General features: G+C 62.5%; 20 protein-coding genes. 15 read left to right on the top strand and 5 right to left on the bottom strand.

Going from position 1 to position 21,492, the window contains the following annotated elements; translation table 11 throughout:
* Window positions 1–470 precede the first annotated feature (470 nt).
* From FNU79_RS12320 to FNU79_RS12300, 5 genes are all read left to right on the top strand, one after another.
* Window positions 471–2,132, top strand: coding sequence for an ABC transporter ATP-binding protein/permease (locus tag FNU79_RS12320; RefSeq protein ID WP_143721133.1), 1,662 nt, complete (start codon window positions 471–473; stop codon window positions 2,130–2,132).
* Complete coding sequence (locus tag FNU79_RS12315) at window positions 2,129–3,709, top strand: ATP-binding cassette domain-containing protein (protein WP_143721132.1); 1,581 nt, start codon at window positions 2,129–2,131, stop codon at window positions 3,707–3,709. The genes FNU79_RS12320 and FNU79_RS12315 overlap by 4 nt, the downstream gene beginning before the upstream one ends.
* Entirely contained in the window at window positions 3,699–5,117 is a 1,419-nt protein-coding gene (locus tag FNU79_RS12310; protein WP_143721131.1) for a cytochrome ubiquinol oxidase subunit I, read from the top strand. The genes FNU79_RS12315 and FNU79_RS12310 overlap by 11 nt, the downstream gene beginning before the upstream one ends.
* Window positions 5,118–5,235: 118 nt before the next feature.
* Complete coding sequence (gene cydB / locus FNU79_RS12305; protein ID WP_143721130.1) at window positions 5,236–6,282, top strand: cytochrome d ubiquinol oxidase subunit II; 1,047 nt, start codon at window positions 5,236–5,238, stop codon at window positions 6,280–6,282.
* Between the two features lie 56 nt (window positions 6,283–6,338).
* Window positions 6,339–7,226: a 2-deoxy-5-keto-D-gluconate 6-phosphate aldolase domain-containing protein gene (locus FNU79_RS12300; protein WP_143721129.1), complete on the top strand. Its 888-nt coding sequence runs from the start codon at window positions 6,339–6,341 to the stop codon at window positions 7,224–7,226.
* Window positions 7,227–7,252: 26 nt separating this feature from the next.
* Here the strand turns inward: FNU79_RS12300 and FNU79_RS12295 are convergent, their stop codons facing one another.
* Both FNU79_RS12295 and trpS read right to left on the bottom strand, forming a co-directional pair.
* The gene (locus FNU79_RS12295) at window positions 7,253–7,993 is read right to left on the bottom strand and encodes a segregation/condensation protein A (RefSeq protein WP_143721128.1); all 741 of its coding nucleotides are present in this window, start codon (window positions 7,991–7,993) and stop codon (window positions 7,253–7,255) included.
* A 52-nt stretch (window positions 7,994–8,045) separates the two neighbouring features.
* Window positions 8,046–9,044, bottom strand: a complete 999-nt coding sequence (trpS, locus tag FNU79_RS12290; RefSeq protein WP_143721127.1) for a tryptophan--tRNA ligase — start codon at window positions 9,042–9,044, stop codon at window positions 8,046–8,048.
* 77 nt (window positions 9,045–9,121) lie between these two features.
* Between trpS and nspC the strand changes: the two genes are divergently transcribed.
* The 5 genes from nspC to FNU79_RS12265 all read left to right on the top strand — a co-directional run bounded on the left by nspC (window position 9,122) and on the right by FNU79_RS12265 (window position 14,022).
* On the top strand, window positions 9,122–10,324 hold the full coding sequence (nspC, locus tag FNU79_RS12285) for a carboxynorspermidine decarboxylase (protein ID WP_143721126.1): 1,203 nt from the start codon (window positions 9,122–9,124) through the stop codon (window positions 10,322–10,324).
* A 111-nt stretch (window positions 10,325–10,435) separates the two neighbouring features.
* Window positions 10,436–10,741 (top strand): hypothetical protein, encoded by a 306-nt coding sequence (locus FNU79_RS12280; protein ID WP_143721125.1) that lies wholly within the window; start codon window positions 10,436–10,438, stop codon window positions 10,739–10,741.
* A gap of 107 nt (window positions 10,742–10,848) precedes the next feature.
* The gene (locus FNU79_RS12275) at window positions 10,849–12,150 is read left to right on the top strand and encodes an Ig-like domain-containing protein (RefSeq protein ID WP_143721124.1); all 1,302 of its coding nucleotides are present in this window, start codon (window positions 10,849–10,851) and stop codon (window positions 12,148–12,150) included.
* Window positions 12,151–12,257: 107 nt separating this feature from the next.
* On the top strand, window positions 12,258–13,565 hold the full coding sequence (locus tag FNU79_RS12270; RefSeq protein ID WP_143721123.1) for a glutamate-5-semialdehyde dehydrogenase: 1,308 nt from the start codon (window positions 12,258–12,260) through the stop codon (window positions 13,563–13,565).
* Window position 13,566: 1 nt separating this feature from the next.
* Entirely contained in the window at window positions 13,567–14,022 is a 456-nt protein-coding gene (locus FNU79_RS12265) for a hypothetical protein (protein WP_143721122.1), read from the top strand.
* 31 nt (window positions 14,023–14,053) lie between these two features.
* Here the strand turns inward: FNU79_RS12265 and FNU79_RS12260 are convergent, their stop codons facing one another.
* Window positions 14,054–14,812 (bottom strand): 2-phosphosulfolactate phosphatase, encoded by a 759-nt coding sequence (locus FNU79_RS12260; RefSeq protein WP_143721121.1) that lies wholly within the window; start codon window positions 14,810–14,812, stop codon window positions 14,054–14,056.
* On the bottom strand, window positions 14,809–15,477 hold the full coding sequence (rpe, locus tag FNU79_RS12255) for a ribulose-phosphate 3-epimerase (protein WP_225430048.1): 669 nt from the start codon (window positions 15,475–15,477) through the stop codon (window positions 14,809–14,811). The genes FNU79_RS12260 and rpe overlap by 4 nt, the downstream gene beginning before the upstream one ends.
* A 177-nt stretch (window positions 15,478–15,654) precedes the next feature.
* Here rpe and FNU79_RS12250 point away from each other — a divergent pair, with 177 nt between their 5' ends.
* From FNU79_RS12250 to FNU79_RS12235, 4 genes are read left to right on the top strand one after another with little or no spacing between them, the layout of a single operon-like run.
* On the top strand, window positions 15,655–16,095 hold the full coding sequence (locus tag FNU79_RS12250) for an NUDIX domain-containing protein (protein WP_143721119.1): 441 nt from the start codon (window positions 15,655–15,657) through the stop codon (window positions 16,093–16,095).
* Window positions 16,096–16,127: 32 nt separating this feature from the next.
* Complete coding sequence (locus tag FNU79_RS12245) at window positions 16,128–17,396, top strand: NAD(P)/FAD-dependent oxidoreductase (RefSeq protein WP_404825792.1); 1,269 nt, start codon at window positions 16,128–16,130, stop codon at window positions 17,394–17,396.
* Entirely contained in the window at window positions 17,393–17,998 is a 606-nt protein-coding gene (locus FNU79_RS12240) for a VOC family protein (RefSeq protein WP_143721117.1), read from the top strand. Before FNU79_RS12245 ends, FNU79_RS12240 begins: the two co-directional genes overlap by 4 nt.
* On the top strand, window positions 17,991–18,404 hold the full coding sequence (locus FNU79_RS12235; protein WP_143721116.1) for an NUDIX hydrolase: 414 nt from the start codon (window positions 17,991–17,993) through the stop codon (window positions 18,402–18,404). The genes FNU79_RS12240 and FNU79_RS12235 overlap by 8 nt, the downstream gene beginning before the upstream one ends.
* Window positions 18,405–18,448: 44 nt before the next feature.
* Here FNU79_RS12235 and FNU79_RS12230 read toward each other — a convergent pair whose 3' ends face one another.
* On the bottom strand, window positions 18,449–19,084 hold the full coding sequence (locus tag FNU79_RS12230; RefSeq protein ID WP_225430047.1) for a YbhB/YbcL family Raf kinase inhibitor-like protein: 636 nt from the start codon (window positions 19,082–19,084) through the stop codon (window positions 18,449–18,451).
* A 129-nt stretch (window positions 19,085–19,213) separates the two neighbouring features.
* Here FNU79_RS12230 and scpA point away from each other — a divergent pair, with 129 nt between their 5' ends.
* Window positions 19,214–21,367: a methylmalonyl-CoA mutase gene (gene scpA / locus FNU79_RS12225; protein WP_143721115.1), complete on the top strand. Its 2,154-nt coding sequence runs from the start codon at window positions 19,214–19,216 to the stop codon at window positions 21,365–21,367.
* The last annotated feature ends 125 nt before the right edge of the window (window positions 21,368–21,492 follow it).

The following is a 21,492-nucleotide window of genomic DNA, read 5'->3' as shown; positions in this document are numbered from 1 at the left end:
CAAGATAAACACTCTGGATCACGCGCAAATAGAACCCGGCTGCTTTATGTGGAGCGTCCAAAGGCAAACTTCAGATGCGTCGGCGGGACGCTTTGCCTTGAGCTGAGCAGAGGAGTGGCGCAAGATGCGGACAGAGGCGGGTGGGCCGTCCAAGCCGCAGTGAGGAGCTGTTCAAGAAGGCCATTTTGTTGCTGGAGCGGGTGTTCGCACTTGGTGTCTAACCACTCCCTCCTCCGCTACGCGGCTTTATCCGTCACTTATAAGCTTAGAAGGGGCCAAGATACAGCCGAACCTCTTGACAGGGAAGCCGGGACGGGTAAAGCTCCGCAGCGCAGAGGATTAAGGAATGTCCCCATACGGGTGCCCGCTTATGACCGCAGCCCGTTCACAGCCAGTAAGTGAACGTCAGCCAACGCCCTGCCTCTCTTCCCGTTCCCTACCGTTCACAACGCAAGGAGGTGGCGCTTTCCATGACCACTGCTGTTTCCGCCGTTCAACCCCAAACGCCCGCCCGCTTCGCGCCGCCGCCGACCCGTCGACTGAGCCGGGAAACAGGCGTGCGCGGCCTGCTGCTGTTCTCCACTGTGCTCAGCGTGGTGGGAGCGCTGCTGGGCGTCGGCGCGTGGCTGCTGCTGGCGCAGGTGATCGGCGGCTTGGCTTTCGGTCAAACGGCTGGGCAATCAAGTGGGCAAGCGCTCGCGGTTTGGTGGCTGCCCGTCACAGCCGGCTTACTGCTGCTGAGGGCGGGCCTGAATGCTCTGCGCGAAGCCGGAAACGCCCGCCGCTCGGCGCAGATCGTGGGCGGCTTGCGTCAGCGGGCCAGCTTCAAGTTGCTGGCGCTCGGCCCCTCGGCGCTCTCCGATTTGGGCGAAGCCAGAAGCAGCGTGGGCCTGCTGGAAAGTCTGCCCAAACTCTCGGCTTACTACGCCCGCTGGCTTCCGCAGGCGTCCCACTCGGCGGCGGGCCTGCTGGTGGCGGGCGCGGCGCTGTGGTGGCTCGACTGGCGCAGCGCCCTGATCGTTTCGCTGACGGTGCCGCTGTGCCTTTTGTTTTTGGTGCTGGTCGGCTGGGCCGCCCAAGACGCCAGCACGCAGGCTTGGACGGCCACCACCCGGCTGGGCGCTCGGCTGTCGGGGTCGCTCAGGGCGCTGCCCACCCTGCGGGCGTTTGGCGCAGATGCGGCGCAGGCTCAGGCGCTGGCGGGTGAAGCCGAAACCCACCGCGCCGCCATCCTCAAAGTCTTGCGGGCCGCTTTCCTTTCCGGCTTCGTGCTGGACTTTGCCGCCACCATGAGCGTGGCCCTGATCGCCGTGACCATCGGCGTCAGACTCTTTGAAGGAGTCTGGACATTTACGCCCGCGCTGGCCGCGCTGTTGATCGTCCCCGAAGTCTTTGCCCCGCTGCGGCAACTCGGCACCGACAGGCATGCCTCGCTGGACGCCGAAGCCCCTGCCACCGAACTGTACGCTCTGCTGGATACGCCGGAAGTGGAGAGCGGCGCGGCAAAAGTGGACGGCCTCCCCGCTCTCACTCTGCGTGGGGTGGGCCTGAGTTTGGCCGGATGCCCAGTCCTGAGCGGCGTGAACCTGAGCCTCCCAGCCGGCGGGCGGGCCGCGCTGGTGGGGGAGAGCGGCGGCGGAAAAACCTCTTTGCTGCGCGGCCTGCACAAGGATTTGGCTTTGGTGGGCAGCGTGAAAGTCAACGGTGCGGCGCTGGCTGAGCTCGACACGGCGGCTTGGCAAGCCCGTTGTGCGGTGGTAAGCCAGCGGCCCCGCTTCCTGGCAGGGACTTTGCTGGAGAATCTGAGTGCCGACCCCGAACGCGTCCAAACCGTCCTCAACTTGGTCGGCCTCACCGTTTCCCCTCATACCCGCATCACCGAGGATGGCCACCCGCTCAGCGGCGGCGAACGCGCCCGCCTCGCTCTCGCCCGCGCCGCGCTGAGCGACGCCGATCTCATTTTGCTGGACGAACCCACTGCCCACCTCGACCCCCTCTCGGAGCGTGAAGTCTTGAGCCAGTTGGACGTTTTATTCGCGGGCAAAACGCTGCTGCTCGTCACCCACCGCCACGTGCCGGACGGGTTCGCGGTGTACCGGGTGGCCGGCGGCAGGCTGGAGCAGCAATCATGAAACGCTACGCTTTACCGCTCTTTCTGGCGTTGCTGGCGGCCCTCTGCGCCTTCGGCCTCACCGCGACGGGCGGCGCTCTGCTCGTCCGGGCATCCCAGCATCCCGAAACCTTGCTGGCCCTCGGCGTGCTGACAACTGGCGTGCGGGCCTTCGGCATGGGCCGCAGCGGGCTGCGTTACGCTGAGCGGCTGCTCTCACACGGCGCGGCGCTGACACAGGCGCAAGTGCTCCGCGCTCAGCTGTATGTCCGCCTCGCGCCGTTGGGCCGTGAACTGCCCGCCCAGCACGGTCAGGGCGCGTTGCTGCTGCGGGCCGGGGCCGACGTGGACGCCCTGACTTTTGAAACCTTGCGGGCTGACCTGCCGCTGTGGACGTATCTGTGCTTGGCAACTCTGCTGACACTGGGCTTAGCGCTGCTCGATCCCTTGTCGGCGCTGCTGGTGGGGCCACTCTTGTTGCTGGCCGCTTACCTACCCGTTCGCCTGAGCCGCCAAGCCGCCCACCTGGCGGGCACCCGCGCCGAATTGGACGGCCAACATGCCGGAACCTTGCTGGCCCTCAGCAGCTTCGGCGGTGAACTGGCCCCGCACGTGGCCCGCGCCCGCCTCGCGCCCATTCAAACGGCACTGACCGAGGTGGAAGCTCGCCTGGCCGCTCTACCCGCTCGCCTGACTTTTACCCGCGAAGGCTTGGCGGTGCTGGCGCTGACCTTGCTGATGTGGCGCTTGGGCAGCTTGGTGCAAGCGGGCGACCTCGCCGCCGCGTGGCTGGCCGCCGCCGCTCTGGGCGTGGTGGCCGCTTTTGACGCCGCTGCCGTGCTCAGCGCCCTGCCCGCCGCCCGCGCAGAAGGCCTCGGCGCAGCGGAGCGCTTGGCCGAGTTGCAAGCGCTGAGGCCGAGTGTGACGCCGCCCGCGCATCCGGCCAGCCTGCCAGCACAGTTGGCCCTCACGCTGCACGACGTGGTGCTGTTTTCCGGTGACCCGTCGCGCCTCACCCACTCCTTCCCGCACGGCTCAGCCACCGCCATCATCGGAGAAAGCGGGGCGGGCAAAACCACCTTGCTGCGTTTGCTGGCCCGCGACCTCGATCCCGCTTCCGGTCAAATTAGCGTGGGCGGCACCCCATTGACCCAGCTTGACCCGGCTGCGTGGCGCACCCAGCTGAGCATCCTCGACCAAGATGCGGCCCTGATGGACGGCACCGTGGCGGCCAACTTGCGCCTCGCCTTGCCTACCGCCAGCGACGCCGAATTGCGTGAGCGGCTGGACGAACTCGGCCTCAGCCATCTGAACTTGGATAACTGGATCGGCGAGGGCGGCGCAAAACTCAGCGGCGGCGAGCGGCAGCGTGTGGCACTGGCCCGCGCTCTGCTGAGGCCGTCAGCCGTGCTGATTCTGGATGAGCCCACCGCCCACCTCGACCCTGTTTCCGAAGGCTTGGCGGTCGCGGCCATTCAGCGCCGCCGAGCCGGGCGCACCCTGATTTTTGCCACCCACCACACCGCGCCGCTTTCCCTTGCCGATACCCTTTGCCGCCTGCATCAAGGAAACCTCACGGAGCTGCCACATGGACTTTAGCACCCTTGAACTCTCGCGCTTTCAGTTTGCCACCACCAGTATTTTCCACTTTTTCTTCGTGCCGTTTACAGTGGGCTTTGCCGTTTTTATCGCGCTGCTGCAAACGCTGGCTTTCGTGCGCAAAAGTGACGACCTCGAGCGGCTGACCCGCTTTTTCGGTCACCTGTTTTTCATCAATTTCGTGGTGGGCGTCGTCACCGGCATCGTGCAGGAATTTCAGTTCGGTATGAACTGGCAGGTCTTTTCCAACTTCGTCGGCAATATTTTCGGCGTGCCGCTGGCCCTAGAAGTGCTGATGGCCTTCTTTTTGGAGAGTACCTTCCTCGGTTTGTGGTGGTTTGGCAAAGACCGCTTGCCGAGCTGGCTCAACCTGAGTTTTATCTGGTTGGTGGCTATCGGCACTGCCATCAGCGCGTTTTGGATCATCATTGCCAACGCCTGGATGCAGCACCCGGTCGGCTACGAAATCCTGAACGGTCAAGCGGTGCTGACCTCGTTTTGGGCCGTCATGACCAATCCTAAAGGCTGGCAGTGGTTCTCGCACATCTTCGCAGGTGGCCTGACCGTGGCGGCCTTTTTCGTGATGGCCGTCAGCGGCTACCACCTGCGGCGCAAGCACGAAATCCCCCTCTTCAAAACGGGCCTGCACCTCGCTTTGGTGCTGGCGACCCTGGGCAGTTTGGGCGTGGTGGCCAGCGGGCATATTCAGGGCCAAAGCGCCGTGCGCGATCAGCCGATGAAGTACGCGGCCTTCAGCGCCCTGTGGGACACGCCGGAGGGCGGCAGTATGCCCGAAAGCCTGATCGCTCTGCCCAGCAATACCCAAAACCGCAATCTGTTCTCGCTGGAAGTCCCGTACCTCGGGTCATTCTTGGCCTTCGACAACCTCTATCAAAAGGCGCAGGGCATGAACGAGCTGCAAGCCGAGATGGTCAAAACGTACGGCCCTGGCAATTACATTCCTCCTGTTTGGCCGGTCTACTGGGCCTTCCGGATCATGGTGGGCCTCGGCGGAATCATGCTATTGACGGTGCTGTGGGGGCTGTGGCTGTGGCGAAAAGGCCAGCTGGAAACCGCCAAAGGCTACCTGATCTTTCTGTTGATCATGCCTCTGGTGCCGCACCTCGCCAACTTTTCGGGCTTTGTTACCACCGAAATCGGGCGGCAACCCTGGGTGGTTCAGGGGTTGCTGCTTACCAAAGACGCGGTGAGTCCGCTGCCGGTGGCCTACGTGATCGCCAGCTTGGTGGCCTTCTGGATTATTTACCTGCTGCTGATCGGCTTAGACGTCTTCTTGCTGACCCGCACCGCCCGCGCCGGAATGCACCCGCCCGACACCGAACTGGCCAGCGTGCCCGCGCCGGATTACACGCTGGGATCTGATCCGGTGAAATTGAAGGGGAGCTGAGGGATTCGCACTGCTCACCACCCCCTCTGCCCCTCCATCTCTCTCTGCGAGAAGTTGGGAGAAGTGAGCATTAGCGGTTGCCTTTCCACCTTCGCATCTACTCTGGAGGACTCCCCCAATGGACTACGCCGCACTTTGGTTTTGGATTGTCACGGCCTGCTTTGCCATTTACTTTTTCCTTGAAGGCTTCGACTTCGGCGTGGATTTGCTGCGCCCCTTTCTGGCCCGCAACGAGCGCGAACGCAAGGCGCTGATCAACACCATCGGCCCGTTTTGGGACGGCAATGAAGTCTGGGTCATTTTGGCGGCGGGCGCGATTTTTGCCACCTTCCCGCTGTGGTACGGCGCACTCCTGACCGGCCTCTATCCACTCTTCACCCTGATTTTGCTGGCCCTGATCGGACGCGGGGTGGCTTTCGAGTTCCGGGCGCAGGTGGATCACCGCCACTGGCGCGTCTTCTGGGACGTGACCAGTTTTATCGGCAGTTTTATTCCGGCGTTTGCCTGGGGGCTGATCATGGCGGCGCTGGTGCAGGGCCTTCCAATCGGTCAGGCGGGCGTTTATCAAGGCACGCTGACCAGTTACATCACCCCCTTTACCCTGTTCGGCGGCCTGACCACCACGCTGCTGTTTATGCTGCATGGCGCAACCTTTTTGCTGCTGCGCCTGGACACCCAGAGCGCACTCCACGCCCGCGCCCGTTCGGCGGCGCTGTTCTGGGGCGCATTTGCCACCGTCGCGGTGCTGGGCTTTGTCTACCTCGGCTACGTGCGCGAGGAGCTGTTCAGAAGCTTCGGGCTCAGCAATTGGGTCTTGCCTGCGCTGGCGGCGCTGACTTTGGCCGGCATCTGGCTTTCTCTGCGCCTCAAGCGCGATGGACTGAGCTTTGCCATGAGCAGCCTCACCATAGTCTTTTCGGTGGTCACGGTCTTTCTGGGTTTGTTTCCCAAAGTCTTGCCGTCCACCCTCGGCGCGGCCTACGATCTGACCATCCGCAACGCCGCCAGCCAGCCGTACACGCTGTACCTGATGACCATCGTGGGCGGAATTTTCTTGCCGCTGATTATCGGCTACCAAGCTTGGAATTATTACGTGTTCCGTCACCGCATCGCAGTGGACGAGCCGAAGATCAACCAAGAAATCATCTCGCACGGCACAGATTGAGCCGTCTTTGACTTGTCTTCATCCGGGCGCTGGGGCTGGGGGTGTACGTTGCTCTCATGAAACCCAATCCCAGCGCCCTTTACATCCTGCCGTTTGACCACCGGGGTTCGTTCGAGCAGGGCCTGTTCGGCTTAGAGCCGCCCCTGAGTGCCGAGCAGACCGCTCAGATCAAAGCCGCCAAGCAAGTGGTCTACGAGGGCTTTTTGGAAGCGAACGAGGCCCTAGACAAAGGCGGCATTCTGGTCGACGAGCAGTTCGGCGCGGAAATTTTACAAGACGCCCAGCGGCGCGGCATCCTGACCGCCTGTCCGGTGGAAAAGAGCGGCCAAGACGAGTTCGACTTCGAATATGGAGACGACTATGAGGCCCATATCGAGGCGATGAACCCGGCGTATGTCAAGGTGCTGGTGCGCTACAACCCCACCGGGGACGGCGAATCCAACGCCCGCCAGCGAGAGAAATTAGCCCGCCTGTCCACTTACTTGCAGGCTGCTCAGCGTCCGCTGATGTTTGAATTGCTCGTTCCCGCCACCGACACGGAAAAAACTGCTGATTACGATACTCAGATTCGCCCCGAGTTGATGGTGCGGGCCATTCACGAGTTGCAAGACGCGGGCATAGAACCGCAACTGTGGAAAGTGGAGGGCGTCGGCAGCCACCAAAACGCTGAGGCGCTGGTGCAAGCCGCTCGGTGCGGCGGACGCGGCAACGTAGACCTGATTATCTTGGGGCGCGGCGCGGACGACCAGCAAGTCAAAGCGTGGCTGGAGACCGCAGCGACCACTCCCGGCTTCACCGGTTTCGCGGTGGGCCGAACGACCTTCTGGGACGCCCTCAAGGCCTATTTGGCAAAGGAAATCAGCCGTGAAGCCGCCGTCAGCCAGATTGCCCGCAACTATTCCGGTTGGGTGCAGGCCTTCGAGTCTGCGCGGAAGAAGGTCTAGCACTTTTCCCGCGTTCAGCAATCCGCCTAAGACACCTCTTCCAACTCCTCGCGCAAGTGCCGCACCTCGATGTCCGCGAATGGCTCGGCTTGCTGCACGCTGAACGTTCCGTCCTTGACGCCTTCCAGCAGCGCCAAAAAATAGGTGGCCCGCTCGCCCCAGTCTTTCACCGGTACGCTGAAAAAAGTAAACGTTCGCAGCCGCGTGCCAAAGGCGCTGAGTGCCCGCAGCGCTCCGGCCAGGGTCAGGCGCTCGCGGGAAAGCAGCGGCACCTGCACTTCGCGCACCGTGCTTTGGGCGGCCTTGACCAATTTGGCCAGCCCCGCGCTGCCCGCCGCTGGCCGCACTTTTCGGGGCAACTGGAGATCGAGAGGCCGCGCCGCGATCAGTCCCGCCCGCTCCGAGCGCCGCTGACTCAAAAACGACACCAGAGCGTCCAGCTCGGCCAAAGCTTCCACGCTTTCCAGCACCTCTTCCAACTCGTCCCATTCGCCCGCGCCTTCTGCCGCCAGCGCTTCTGGTTTCGGCAGTAGCAAACGGGCCTTGAGGGCAATCACCCCAGCCAGCAGCGGCAGCGTTTCGGCGTGTTCTTCAGGCCTCAGCTGCTGGGCGGCTGCCCGCGCCAGCACTTCGCGGGTCAGCAGCAGCAGCGGCACCTCGCCCGGTTCCAGCCGCTCGGAGCGCAACTCGGCGGCCAGCTCACTGAGCGTGCCGGAAAAGTTGGGAAAGGTGAACAGGAAAGGATTGGCCGCCGTGAGAGAAGTCAAATTTGATGACGGCTCAACGGTGTTTTTTGCACGCGCCATCAACTGCTTGCGCTCACAGCTTCAAAAACCCCATTTTCTCCCGCACTTCTTCCATGACCGGCTGGGCGATAGCGCGGGCCTGATCGGCTCCGTGGGCCAGCGCGTCGTAAACCTGCTGGGGGCGTTGCTGCAACTCGGCGGCCCGCTCCTGAATGGGCGTCAGCGTGCGCTCGATGCCGGTCAGCAGGGCTTTTTTGCAATCGATGCAGCCGATTCCGGCGCGGCGGCACTCCACGTCCACCATCTGGATGGTCGGCAGGTCGCTGAAGAGTTTGTGGTAATCGAAGATCAGGCAGATGTCGGGGTTGCCCGGATCAGTGCGGCGCACGCGGGCGGGGTCGGTGGGAGCGACCCGCAGCTTTTGCCAGATGCTGCCGAAGTCCTCCAAGATGCCGATGGTGCTGCCCGGCCCCTTGCTTTTGCCCATCTTGCCGTTGCCGTCCACGCCGGGCACCCGCAGGGCTTCTTGGGTCAGCACCGCCCTCGGCTCAGGAAATGTCTCCCCGAAGGTGTGGTTAAATCTCCGGGCAATTTCGCGGGTCAGCTCAATGTGCTGAAGCTGATCTTCACCGACGGGCACAGTGTCGGCCTTATACAAAAGGATGTCGGCGGCCATCAGCACCGGGTACATCAGCAGCCCCGCCGGGACGCTCTCCAGCTTGCCGGCTTTGTCTTTGTACTGGGTCATGCGCTCCAACTCGCCCACCGGAGTCTGCACCGTAAAGAGCCAACTCAGCTCCGAATGCTCGCGGACATGCGACTGCACGAAGAAAATAACTTTTTCGGGGTCGAGCCCTACCGCCATATTCGCCAGCGCCATTTCGTAAGTCAGGCGGGCCAAGGTATCTTTGTCGTAAGCCAGAGGATTGGTCGGCGCGTGCAAATCCACGATGCAGTAAATGGCGTTTTTGCCGTACTGCTCGCCCAATTTGACGTAATTGAACATCGCCCCAAACAGGTTGCCGATGTGCGGCTCGCCGGTGGGCTGGATTCCTGAAAAAACCGTAGACATGGGGGGAAGTGTAGTGCAAAACGCCCCCGTTGGAATCGGCACAAAAGCCCACTCACCGATCTTGTACCCTAAGCCTTATGACTGCCGCCCCCGCCGAATTCCAGATCACCCTCCCCGACGTCTATCCCGCCGAGCAAATCCCCTGGGACACCATTCCCAGCCCCGCCTTCGTGCTTGACGAATCAAGGCTGCGGCGCAACTTGTCGCTGATTTCGCAGGTGCAGGCCGCCAGTGGAGCGCAAATTATCGTGGCTTTTAAGGGCTTTTCGATGTTCAGCACCTTCCATTGGCTGCGCGAATACGGCGTCACTGGAGCCACCGCCAGCAGCCTCAACGAAGCGATTTTGGCCAAGCAGGAAATGCGCGGCGAGGTGCATGTCTACGCTCCGGCCTACGCCGACAATGAGTTCCCGCAACTCCTGGAACTGGCCGACCACCTGAGCTTCAATTCGTTCTCGCAGTGGGAGCGTTTTAAGCCACAAGTCGAAGCTGCCCGCGCCGCAGGCAAACAAGTCGGCATCGGCATCCGCATCAATCCCGAATACGCCGAAGTCGAAACCGATCTCTACAACCCTGCCGGGCCATTTTCGCGTCTCGGCGTGACCCGCAGCAACTTCCGCCCCGATCTCCTTAACGGCGTGGACGGCCTGCACTTTCATACCCTCTGCGAAAAAGATTCCGACACCCTGGAGCGCACCTTGGAAGTCGTGGAGCGCAATTTCGGCGAGTTCTTGCCGCAGATGCAGTGGGTCAACTTCGGCGGCGGCCACCTGATGACCCGCGCCGGCTACGACACCGACCGCTTGATCCGGCTGGTGCGAGACTTCCGCCAGAAGTGGAACGTGGACGTGATTCTGGAACCGGGTTCGGCCTTTGGCTGGCAGACTGGCTGGCTGCTCAGCACCGTACTCGACGTGGTGGAAAACGGCAAGAAGATCGCCCTGCTCGATGTCTCGGTCAGCGCCCACATGCCCGACGTCATGGAAATGCCTTACCGCCCAAATGTCCTCGGTGCGGCTTTACCGGGCGAACTGGTCCATGATTACTTGCTGGGCGGCACCACTTGCTTGGCGGGCGACGTGATCGACGAATATTCTTTTCCCAATGAACTCAAAGTCGGTGACCGAGTCATCTTTGACGACATGATGCATTACACCATGGTCAAGACTTCCTTCTTTAACGGCGTCAAGCATCCCGACATCGGTATTTGGCATCAAAACGGCACCTATGAAATCGTGCGGGAGTTCGGCTACGATCAATTCAGGGCTAAATTAAGTTAGTCTTAAGGCCAGCGAGCTCTTTCGATGAGTTCGGTACTCACTTGAGGGGCATGTGTACCCGCCTCACTTGCTAAGCTGCTGCCAACGATCAGTCAACAAGGGGGCTTTGGGGTGCGACTTCTACGGGAAGCACATGAATTTGAATACCGCGACGCTGCTGGTATAGACCGCAGCGGGCGGGCTGACATCTGGGAAGTCAGCAGCGGCGAGCGGGCCGTCTTGGTGCTGCGCGGCCTCGACGGGCGCGGCGCGGGGGGTGAGCGCCTCAACTTGCTGGAACAAGCTGGGCAGGCGCGGAGCTACCTTTCTCATTCGTGGCTGCCTTTTTTGGTGCCGCACGCCCAACTCGACGTGTTGATTTTGCATCCCGGCCTGAACGGTAAACCCAGAGCGCTGAGCTTGCCCTCTGGCGCATAGGAAGGGACTGCGCCGGGTTTGACAGATTGAAGCCCAAATGTTTGACAAGTTTTTGACGCTCCTTTTGCTACTTTTGCTCTCAATTCAAGAGGCAAGGAGGAACAAAGATGCAGCGTTCTTTTTTACAAGGTGTAGCAGTACTGACGCTCGGTTTGGCGCTCACGGCTTGCAGCGGCGGCACACCAACTCCCGCAGGCGATACCACCAAGCCGACACTCAGCGCCTCAGCAGCGCCGACCACCACCAATGCCAGCATCACCGTTAGCGGCACCAGCAGCGACAATGTCGGGGTTACCGCTATCGAATACACCCTCAACGGCGGCGCACGTCAGAGCGTGACGGTCGGCGACACCTTCAGCTTTCCGGCAGCGCTTAATGTCGGCAGCAACACCATCGTCGTGTATGCCAAAGATGCGGCGGGCAATGAAACGTCCACCACCCTGACCGTGACCCGTTCCAATGCCCCCGACACCACTGCGCCCACGATTGTCTCGGTCTCGCCTGCCAACGCCGCTACAGGGGTTGCCAAAGACGCCAACATCGTCGTGACTTTTTCGGAGCCGATGAATCAGGCCAGTGCTCAGGCGGCTTTTCAATCGGCGGACGTGGGAGCCAGCACCATTACCTGGAGTGCGGGCGGCACGGTGATGACGGTCAATCCCAATGCAGATTTGGCGTATACCGCTGCGGGCAAGTCCTACAGTTTCCAGGTCACCAACACCGCCACTGACTTGGCAGGCAACGCGCTGAGCAATCCGGCCAACGCGACCTTCAAGACCTACAAACAGCTGTCGGTCACTTTGCCGATCAAGGCCACGACGGTGGGCGAAATCAGCAACACCTTCGCCGTGAACTCGGTGGCAAGCGACATTTTGGTGGGAGATCAAAGCAACAATACATCCCGGCGCGGTTTCGTCGGCTTCGATATTTCCAGTTTGCCTTCTGGCCTTGACCCCAACAATGTGTTGTCGGCGCGGCTGAGGATGTATGTCAATTCGCCGATTGTGGGTATGCCGTTCACCGATTTGTTCCCAGCTTCTTCTTGCAGTGGCCTCTTCTGTGTTCTGCTCGGCAAAAGCGTGGTGTTGGAGCACGTGACTTATGGCAATACCATCGTGGGCAGCGCTTACAACATTGCGCCGCTGAGTACTGACGTGCGCGGTCTGACCGATGAAACGCCCTGCGGCTCCGGCATCTGTTTTTTCGTTGGCACCACCACGGGTTGGAATGCCAGCGACATCAGCCCCTGGCTCAAAGACGATCTGACCAACCGCGCCGCACGCGGCAATCTCAGCGAAGTGCGGATGAAATTCCCGATTGATACCAACGGCGACAATGCGTCGGACTATATCGCTATTAGCAACAATGCCAATAAAGCGCAATTGGTGGTGACGTACCTGATTCCCTAAGCTGTGAATGAACTTGCCCCAGCCTGCATCTTTGGTTGGGGCGTTTTTTGCTGGTTCGCGGCGGCGCTCTGTCCCCTGCGTTCATCCAAACTTGCTACCCTGTTCGAATGACCAGCACTTTGCCCGGTTCCCGCTCCGCCTCACTGCTCAGCGTGCGGCAGATGGCTATTCAAGCCCGCCGCGCCGGACGGGTGCTGGGAACATTGCCCACTTCGCAAAAAAACGCGGCGCTGAGCGAGGTGGCCGCCCAACTGCGGGCCAATGCCGAGCAGATCCTCACGGCCAATGCCGAGGACGTGCGGGCCGCCCGCGCCGCCGGACTCGGTGAAGCGCTGATTGACCGCCTGACGCTGACGCTGGAGCGCCTCGCCGCCGTTGCCGCCGACGTGGACAACGTGGTGACGCTGCCCGATCCGGTGGGGGAGACGCTGGGTGAGGTGACGCGGCCCAACGGCCTGCACGTCTCTCGCCGCCGGGTGCCGTTGGGGGTGCTGGGGGTTATTTACGAGTCGCGCCCCAATGTCACGGTGGACGTGGCGACGTTGGCGGTCAAGAGTGGCAACGCGGTGATTTTGCGCGGCGGCAAAGAAACCGCTCACAGCAATGCCGTGCTGGTGCGGGTGATCGGTGAAGCGCTCGCCCAACACGGTATTCCAGCTGACGCTGTGCAAGTCATCAGCGACCCTGACCGGGCCAGAATGCTGGAACTGCTGCGGCTCGACGACCTCGTCGACGCCATCATTCCGCGCGGTGGAGCGGGCCTGCACCGGTTTTGTGTGGAAAATGCCACCGTACCGGTGATCGTGGGCGGTGTGGGGGTGGTGCATCTGTACTTGGACGAAAGCTACGTGCAAGACGCGGCGGGCATCCAAAGCGCCGCCGAGCTGATCTTTAACAGCAAAGTCCAGCGGCCCAGCGCCTGTAACGCCCTCGATACCCTGCTGCTCACCGAGGCTGCTGCGCGGCTGGCCCTGCCGAGTGTGGCCCGCGAGCTCTTGGCGGCGGGCGTGGAGCTGCGGGCCGACCCACTAACTTTTAAGCTGCTCGAAGAACATCAGCTCGCGGCAACTTCGGCCACCCCAAACGATTTCGGCACTGAGTTTTTGGCCCTGACCCTCAGTCTCAAAACTGTTTCAGGCTTAGACGAAGCGCTGGACTTTATCGCCGAATACGGCAACCACACCGACGCCATCTTGACCCGTGACGAGCGGCAAGCCGAGCTGTTCGTGCAAAATGTGGACAGCGCCGCCGTGATCGTCAATGCCTCCACCCGTTTCAATGACGGAGCGCAGCTTGGCCTCGGCGCGGAGGTGGCGGTGTCCACTCAAAAGCTGCACGCACGCGGCCCCATGGCCCTCGCCGAGCTGACGACGATGAAGTGGGTGGTGCGCGGTGAAGGCCAGATTCGCGTTTAAAGTGCCGAAGCCGCGCCCGGCTTGGTGGCTGCTGGGCGGTTTGCTCCTCGCAGGTACGGCCATTGCCGCCGCCGTCCGCACAGATCCTTGGCCGAGCAGCCCGGTGCTGACCCGCTTGTTTGCCCTGCCTGCGTCCAAGTCGGACGTCAAGCAACTCGCCGCCGACCTCGACCTCAGCGCCGAGCAGGTGCAGGGGCTGCGCCAACTGACGGCGGGCGAGGCCAGAAGCGCCAAACTCGGTGAAGCGGTGCAAAGCCGCGCTCAGGCCCAGCAGCTCAACACCGAGATCAGCGCCATGAGAACCGAAAAAGACCGCAAGGCCCGAATGATTTTGGGCGACAAATACGCCGCCTTCCGAATTTGGATCAGGGAGTGGTGGGCGCGGCAGGTGGGTCAGAGCCGTCAGGCTGCCGAGCTGCGGCAAGCGGCGCGTGAAGCGGCCCAGGCGGCGAAGTAGCAAGGACGCGGGAGGGTTTCAGACTCTAAAGTCAAGTTGCCGCCACGAACCTGAGTGCTCCTTCCACATCCTGCACCTCGCTCATCACGGGCACCAGCGTACTTTCCGAAACTTGGGCGGCGTAGCGCACGTCCTCGCCGAGACCCAGCTTTTCCAGCGTTTGGCCGTGTTGGCTGCTCGACAACGCTTCCAGCGGATTGCCCGCACTGCGCCGCAGCGTCAGGGCGATGCGTGCGCCGTCGTCTACGCTCAGTTCGCCGAGGGCCAACAAATACTCGGCGATGACGCCCGCCGCGTACACGTCTTCCAAGCCTACTCGGCCATCGGTCCCGGCACAGACGATAGCGATTTCTTCGACGGCCAGCGCCTTGGCCCGCCGCGCCGCCGCGTGGGCGTTGGTGAGCGAGGCCAGCAGTACCCGGCTGCCGCTCTGGGCGGCGATGTGAGCGGCAGCTGTGCCGTTGGTGGTGTTCATGATGATGGTCTTGCCGGTGAAGTTTTGCTGGCTGGCTTCCTGCGGGCTGTTGCCGAAATCAAACCCCGGAATCGCCAGGCCGCCGCGCTCCCCGCCCAGCAAATACTGCTCGTTGCGAACCGGCTCGCCCGCGTCGTCGTGAACGCCGGGTTGCCATTTGAGATTCAGGGCCACGTCGGGGCTGGAGGTCAGCAGCAGGCCCTCAGCGCCGCGCTCCAAATAGGTTACGGCGGTGGTGGTGGCCCGCAGCACGTCGATGACCAGCACCGTATCGGAATAGTTGCCGTGCGGCAGCAGATCCACCCGCAACTTCATGCGCGGCCCTGCGTCAACGCGGCCCGCAACTGCGACAGGCCCGCTGCTGCGCCGCCCGCGCCGAAGACGCTGCTGCCCGCCACCAACACGCTCGCGCCCGCGTCGCGCAGGGCTCCGGCGTTGCTGGCACTCACGCCGCCGTCGACTTGCAATTCCGCCACGCTGCCGATTTCATCGAGCCAGCCGCGCACCGTGCGGACGCGCCCCAGAGCTTCCGGCAAAAACTGCTGGCCGCCGAAGCCGGGGTTGACGCTCATGATCAAAATCAGGTCTACGTCGCCCAGCACAGGCCGCAGCGTCTCCAAGGCCGTGCCCGGATTGACCACCACACCCGAGCGCTTGCCCAGCGCCTTGGTCATCTGGACGGCGCGGTGCAGGTGCGGAGTGGCTTCCACGTGAACGGTGAGGCTGTCGGCTCCCGCTTCGGCAAAGTCGGCGAGGTAGCGCTCGGGCCGCTCGATCATCAAGTGAACGTCGATGAGCTGATCGGGTGAAGCGGCGCGTTTGGCCGCAGCCAGAATCGGCAAACCGAAACTGATGTTAGGCACGAAGAGACCGTCCATCACGTCTACGTGCAGGTATTCGGCGGCGGCAACTGCTTCAATTTCTTCACCGAGTCGGGTGAAATCACAGGCGAGGATGCTCGGAGCGAGTTTGACAGGCACGGGGTAGTGTAGCAACTGTGAGCGGTTAAGCCTAGAGAGGTGGTTGCAGGAGAGACGGGGGGCCGTCCCTGAGCGGAGTAAGCCCTGCCGCTGAACTCTAGATTCACGGCTCTGAGTCTCACCATTTGCCTTCCAATAAACACCGCTTTCCTATGCCCAGTTCTGCCATAGTGGTTTATGCCCGCTACTCCTTTTCACTTGGTCGCTTGGGCCATTTTGCAGCGGGGCGGCAAAATTTTGCTGGCCCGCCGTAGTGGCGTGAGTTACGGCAACGGCTTGTGGGGCCTCCCCGGCGGCCACGTCGAGGACGATGAAACGGTGGCAGAGGCCGCTGCACGCGAGGCCTGGGAAGAAATCGGCGTCACGCTTGATCCGGCCTCGCTGATCTCGCTGGGCCTGACCCGCTATGTGGATCACACCGGCAGCGAGCCACTGCGCGGCCTAGACGCCTTTTATCTGGCGGCGGAGTGGCAAGGCGAGCCGTACCCGGCGCGGGAATGCTCGGAAGTGGCTTGGTTTTCGCCGGGTGACCTGCCGCCCGACGCTTTGCCCTGGCTGGCCAAAGTGATGGCCACGCACCTGGCCCAGCGCACCGCTTGGCAAGAAGATTTGGGCTAGAGCGCCGTCCTGATTCTTCCCAATGCGTTACCCTGCGTCACATGGACGTGATCGTAATTGGCGCGGGGCTGGCTGGACTGACGGCGGCCCGCGTCCTTAGGCAAGCCGGCAAGCGGGTGCGGGTGCTGGAAGCGGCGGAGCAAGTCGGCGGGCGGGTGCGCTCGCGTGAAGTCGGCGGCTTTACCCTTGATGCCGGCTACCAAGTGCTGTTTGAAGCCTATCCCGCCGTGAAGCGTCAACTTAATCTGGCGGCGCTGGATCTGGTCAGCATTCCGCCTTCCGCCGCCATCCGGCTGGGTGAGCGCTCGGAGTTGCTGGGCGATCCGCGCCGCGACCCCGGCGTGATTCCCGGCTTGCTGAGTGCCGACAGCCTCACCCTCAAAGACCGCTTGATGTTTGCCCGCTTGGTGGTGTCGGTGGCCGCTGTGCCGCCCCACACCCTGCTGACTGGCCCCGACGAGCCGACCCGCGTTTTCTTGCAGCGACTGGGCTTTTCCGATCTCATCTTGGAGCGGTTTTTCGCACCCTTCTTCGGCGGCATTTTCCTGAAGCGCGATCTTTCGACGAGTGCGCGGCTGTTTCGCTATTACTTGCGGATGCTGCTCAGCGGCCCGATCAGCTTGCCCCGGCGCGGCGTGTCGGCCATCAGCGAGCAGCTCGCGGTAGGCAGTGACGTGACCCTGAACGCCCGCGTGCTGAAGCTCTCACCGCACGGCCGGGGCGTGAGCGTCATCACCTCGCTGGGCGAGTTAGAAGCGCTGCAGGTCATCGTGGCCACCGACCCGGCCAGCGCAGGCCAGCTTCTCGGTGAGGAGATCGGGCGTGGCAAAGTCAGCAGCACTTACCTGTATTACTCCAGCTCGCCGGCGCTCGACGCTGAGCACCGTTTGATGCTTAATCCGCGTGACGGGCTGATCAATAACGCTCAGTGGCTCAGCCATCTGCTGCCTGAACGTGCCCCCACCGGTCAAGCGCTGCTGACCGTCACAGTGCTGGGCGACCCTGCCCTGAGCGACGCTGAGCTGGACGTGGCAGTGCGGGCCGAATTGAGAGTCTGGTACGGCGCAGGTGTTGAAAACCTGAAAACCATCGCAGTGGAGCGTATCTCCTACGCCCAGTATCCCCAGCCGCCCGATTACGCGGCCAGCCTGCCAGGTCACGCCACCCACCTGCCCGGCGTGCTGCTGGCCGGTGAAATCACTTCCATGAGCGGCATTCAGGGCGCGATGGAGAGCGGCGAGAAAGCGGCGGCCATCGTGCTGGGCGACCTCGCGGTGATGAGCCGGGCACGCGGCGCATGATCGACCATCTGGTGATCGCCGCCCGCAGCTTGCTGGAAGGCGTAATGTGGCTCGAAGACCGTCTGGGCGTTTCGCTCTCGCCCGGCGGTGAGCATCCCACCTTCGGCACCCACAACCGTTTGCTGAGTTTGGGGTTGGCTTATTTGGAAGTGATTGCCGTCAACCCCGATGCACCCGCGCCCACCCGCCCGCGTTGGTTCGGGCTGGACACGCCCGCCATGCGTAAGCGGCTGGAAGCTGGGCCTGCCCTGGTTCACTGGGTGGCCAGCACAGTCGCCGCGCCGCTGCCTGCTCAGGGGCAAACCCTTTCTCTGGAACGTGGCCGTTTCGCTTGGACGCTGACGGTTCCTGCCGACGGCTCGCTTCCGCTGGGAGGCGTGTTGCCCAGCCTGATTGATTGGCAGACCGATATGCCCGCCAAAACGCTGCCAGATGTCGGCGTGCGCCTGCAAGGTTTGACACTGCTCACGCCGCAGCCGAATGAACTCCGTTCGGCGCTGACGCGGCTCGAACTTCTTAAGCTGGTGGAGATTGAGGCTGCGCCAGCCGTGAGCCTGCGGGCCGTATTGGACACCCCAAGAGGGGAAATCATTCTTGATTAATCCGTCTGGCTTGCCTCTGCGCCTCGGCGCTGGCGCGGTCATCTTGCGTGACGAGTGGCTGGCTGTCGTGCGCGAGGCCGATGGCAGCCTGACTTTCCCCAAAGGCGGCATTGAATCCGGCGAAGACCCGCTCACCGCCCTGCGCCGAGAGGTGAACGAGGAAGCTGGACTGACCGACTTTGAAGTTCTGGCCGAGCTCGGCGTATGGGAGCGCGAGAACTTTGCCCGCACCCGCTGGGTTCAGAACCGATTTTTTCTGTGCCGCACAAATCAAACCAACGGGCAACCGCTCGAAATTGGTTACTCGCTGGAATGGCACCCATTTACGCAGCCGCCCGCGCTGTTCTGGGCCGATCAGTTGGAAGTGCTTGAGGCGGCGCAGGCGTGGCTGGTGGTTCACGGCTGACGCTGTGGATGTCTCTCAGTTAGCTTCCCACTTCCCGCTTTAACTCAGCGCCCGTAGGTGGCCGAAATACTCGTCTTGGCAATCGTTGCGCCGTTCAAATTGAAGCCGACATAAGCGGCGGCCGCGCCAGCGGGCAAGTCCAGCGTTTTATTGAGGGCGTAGAGCGTGAAGATGTAGTGGTGGGCTGGGCCGGGAGGCGGGCAGGGGCCGGTGTAGCCCGCCGAGCCGCCGTCGTTGTTGACCTGCATGGCTCCGGCGGGCAAGTTGAAGGTGCCTGAGCCTGCGCCCTTGTCCAAGCTGCTGGCGCTGGCGGGAATGTTGTAGACCACCCAGTGCCAAAAGCCGCTGCCGGTGGGCGCGTCGGGGTCGTAAGTGGTCAGGACGTAGCTGACGGTGCCAGCCGGTGCGCCGCTCCAGCTCAGGGCAGGCGAGACGTTCATGCCGGTGCAGCCGCCGCTGCCGACCTGCTCCATCGGCACCGTGCCGCCGTCGCGGAACTGGGCACTGCTGAGCGTCAGGGTACTTGTGCCGACGGTGGGCGCAGGCTGAGCCACACTGAGACGGCCCTGCGTTTGGCGCATCATGCCCATGTTGCCGCTATTCATCTGGGTAGGGGCACAGCTCGCCAAAGTCAATCCGCCGAGCAGCGCCGCGCCCTGCATCCATTTGTTCATCTTCATGGTCTTAGCTTGACCGACTCGATGCTTTGATGTGAAGCGGTTCACTTCACGCACCCTTTACAAGTAGGCTTTGGGTGTTCTTGTCTAGACGCGCCATGCCGCTATCATGATTTCAAATAAGGAGCCATCATGACCGACGCCCCCACGCTTAATGGGCCTCCCCTGAACGATTGGGAAGCGCTCGCCCGCAAAGACCTGCGCGGCGCTGATCCCAGCACGCTCAGCCGCCTGACCCCGGAGGGTTTGACCCTCAAAGCGCTCTACACCGCCGCCGACACGCAGGATTTGACGCCAAGCTTGCCGGGCTTGCCACCGTACACGCGTGGCCCCCGCGCCACCATGTACGCCGCCCGCCCCTGGACGATTCGTCAGTACGCCGGATTCTCGACGGCTGAAGCGTCCAACGCTTTTTACCGCCGCAACCTCGCCGCCGGGCAAAAGGGTCTCAGTGTGGCCTTCGATCTGGCGACCCACCGGGGTTACGACTCCGACCATCCCCGCGTTACCGGTGATGTGGGCAAAGCGGGCGTGGCCATCGACTCGGTAGAAGACATGAAGATTTTGTTCGAGGGCATTCCCCTGAGCGAAATGTCAGTGTCCATGACCATGAACGGAGCGGTGCTGCCGATTCTGGCGGCTTTCATCGTGGCAGGTGAGGAACAGGGCGCGGCGCTCTCGGAACTCTCCGGCACCATTCAGAACGATATTCTCAAAGAGTTCATGGTTCGTAACACTTATATTTATCCGCCCGCGCCGAGTATGCAGATCGTGGCCGATATCATCGAATACACGGCCAAGCAAATGCCACGCTTCAATTCTATTTCGATCAGCGGCTACCATTTGCAAGAAGCGGGCGCGAATGCCGCTTTGGAGCTGGCTTATACCTTAGCGGACGGCCTCGAATACGTGCGGGCGGCTTTGAAGAAAGGGCTGGACATTGACGAATTCGCGCCGCGTCTGTCGTTTTTCTTCGCCATAGGCATGAATTTTTATATGGAAGTCGCCAAATTGCGGGCGGCGCGGCTGCTGTGGTCGGAGTTACTGGCTCCTTTCAACCCCAAAAATCCGCTCAGCAGCGCTCTGAGAACCCACTGCCAAACTTCAGGCTGGAGCCTGACCGAGCAAGACCCCTACAACAACGTGGTTCGCACGACGGTGGAAGCGCTGGCGGCGGTGTTCGGCGGCACTCAGAGCCTCCACACCAACTCGTTTGACGAGGCGATTGGCCTCCCCACCGACTTCTCGGCCCGCATTGCCCGCAACACCCAACTGATCGTGCAGGAAGAAACCGGCATTCCGCAGGTGGTCGATCCCTGGGGCGGCTCGTACCTGATGGAGCGCCTGACTGCAGACCTCGCCGACGAAGCCCGCCGCCTGATTGGCGAGGTTGAGGAACTCGGCGGCATGACCAAAGCGGTGGCGTCGGGCTTGCCCAAGCTCCGCATCGAGGAATCGGCGGCCCGTAAGCAGGCCCGGATCGATAGGGGCGAAGACGTGATCGTGGGCGTCAACAAATACCAGCCGAGCGAGCCGACGGCGGTGGACGTGCTGCAAATCGACAATGACAGCGTGCGCGATTCGCAGTTGCGCCGCTTGGAGGAAGTTAAAGCCGGGCGCGATCTGGCCGCCGTGACCCGCACCTTGGAAGGCTTGGTCGAGTGCGCCCGCACCGGCGAGGGCAATTTGCTGACCCTCAGCGTGGAAGCCATGCGGGCGCGGGCCACCGTGGGCGAGCTGTCGGTGGTGCTCGAAGGCGTATGGGGCCGCCACCAGGCTGAGGTGAAAACTTTAAGCGGGGTCTACGCGCAGGGCTACGCGGGCGACGCCGACTTTGCCCAGCTTCAGGCCGAGATCGAAGCCTTTGCCGAGGCCGAGGGCCGCCGCCCGCGTATGTTGGTCGTCAAGCTGGGCCAGGACGGCCATGACCGGGGCGCGAAGGTGATCGCCAGCGGCTTTGCCGATCTGGGCTTTGACGTGGACGTGGGGCCGCTGTTTCAGACGCCGGACGAAGCGGCGCGGCAAGCCACCGAAAACGACGTGCACGTGGTGGGCGTGTCCAGTCAGGCGGCGGGCCACCAGACCCTGATTCCGGCGCTGATCGAAGCGCTGAGGGCTGAAGAAGCGGGCGACATTCTGGTGATCGCGGGCGGGGTGATTCCCCAGCAGGATTACGCGGCCCTGCGGGAAGCGGGCGTAGCGGGTATTTTCGGGCCGGGCACGCCGATTTTGCAGTCGGCGCGGGAAGTGTTGCGGCTGCTGTCGGCAAAGCAAAAGAAGGGTTGATTTTGAATCAGCAACGACCGGATAGGGGCTAGATAAGGCTTATTTTCTTGGGACGGCCAGCCCGTTCACTCCCTCTCCTTCGAAGCTGTGTTAGAGTCTATTCGGAAAATCTGTAGACTAAAGGC

The organism is Deinococcus detaillensis, assembly GCF_007280555.1.
Taxonomy (GTDB): domain Bacteria; phylum Deinococcota; class Deinococci; order Deinococcales; family Deinococcaceae; genus Deinococcus; species Deinococcus detaillensis.
The sequence above is the reverse complement of the archived record's forward strand: the minus strand, read 5'-3'. Positions and strand labels throughout refer to the sequence as shown.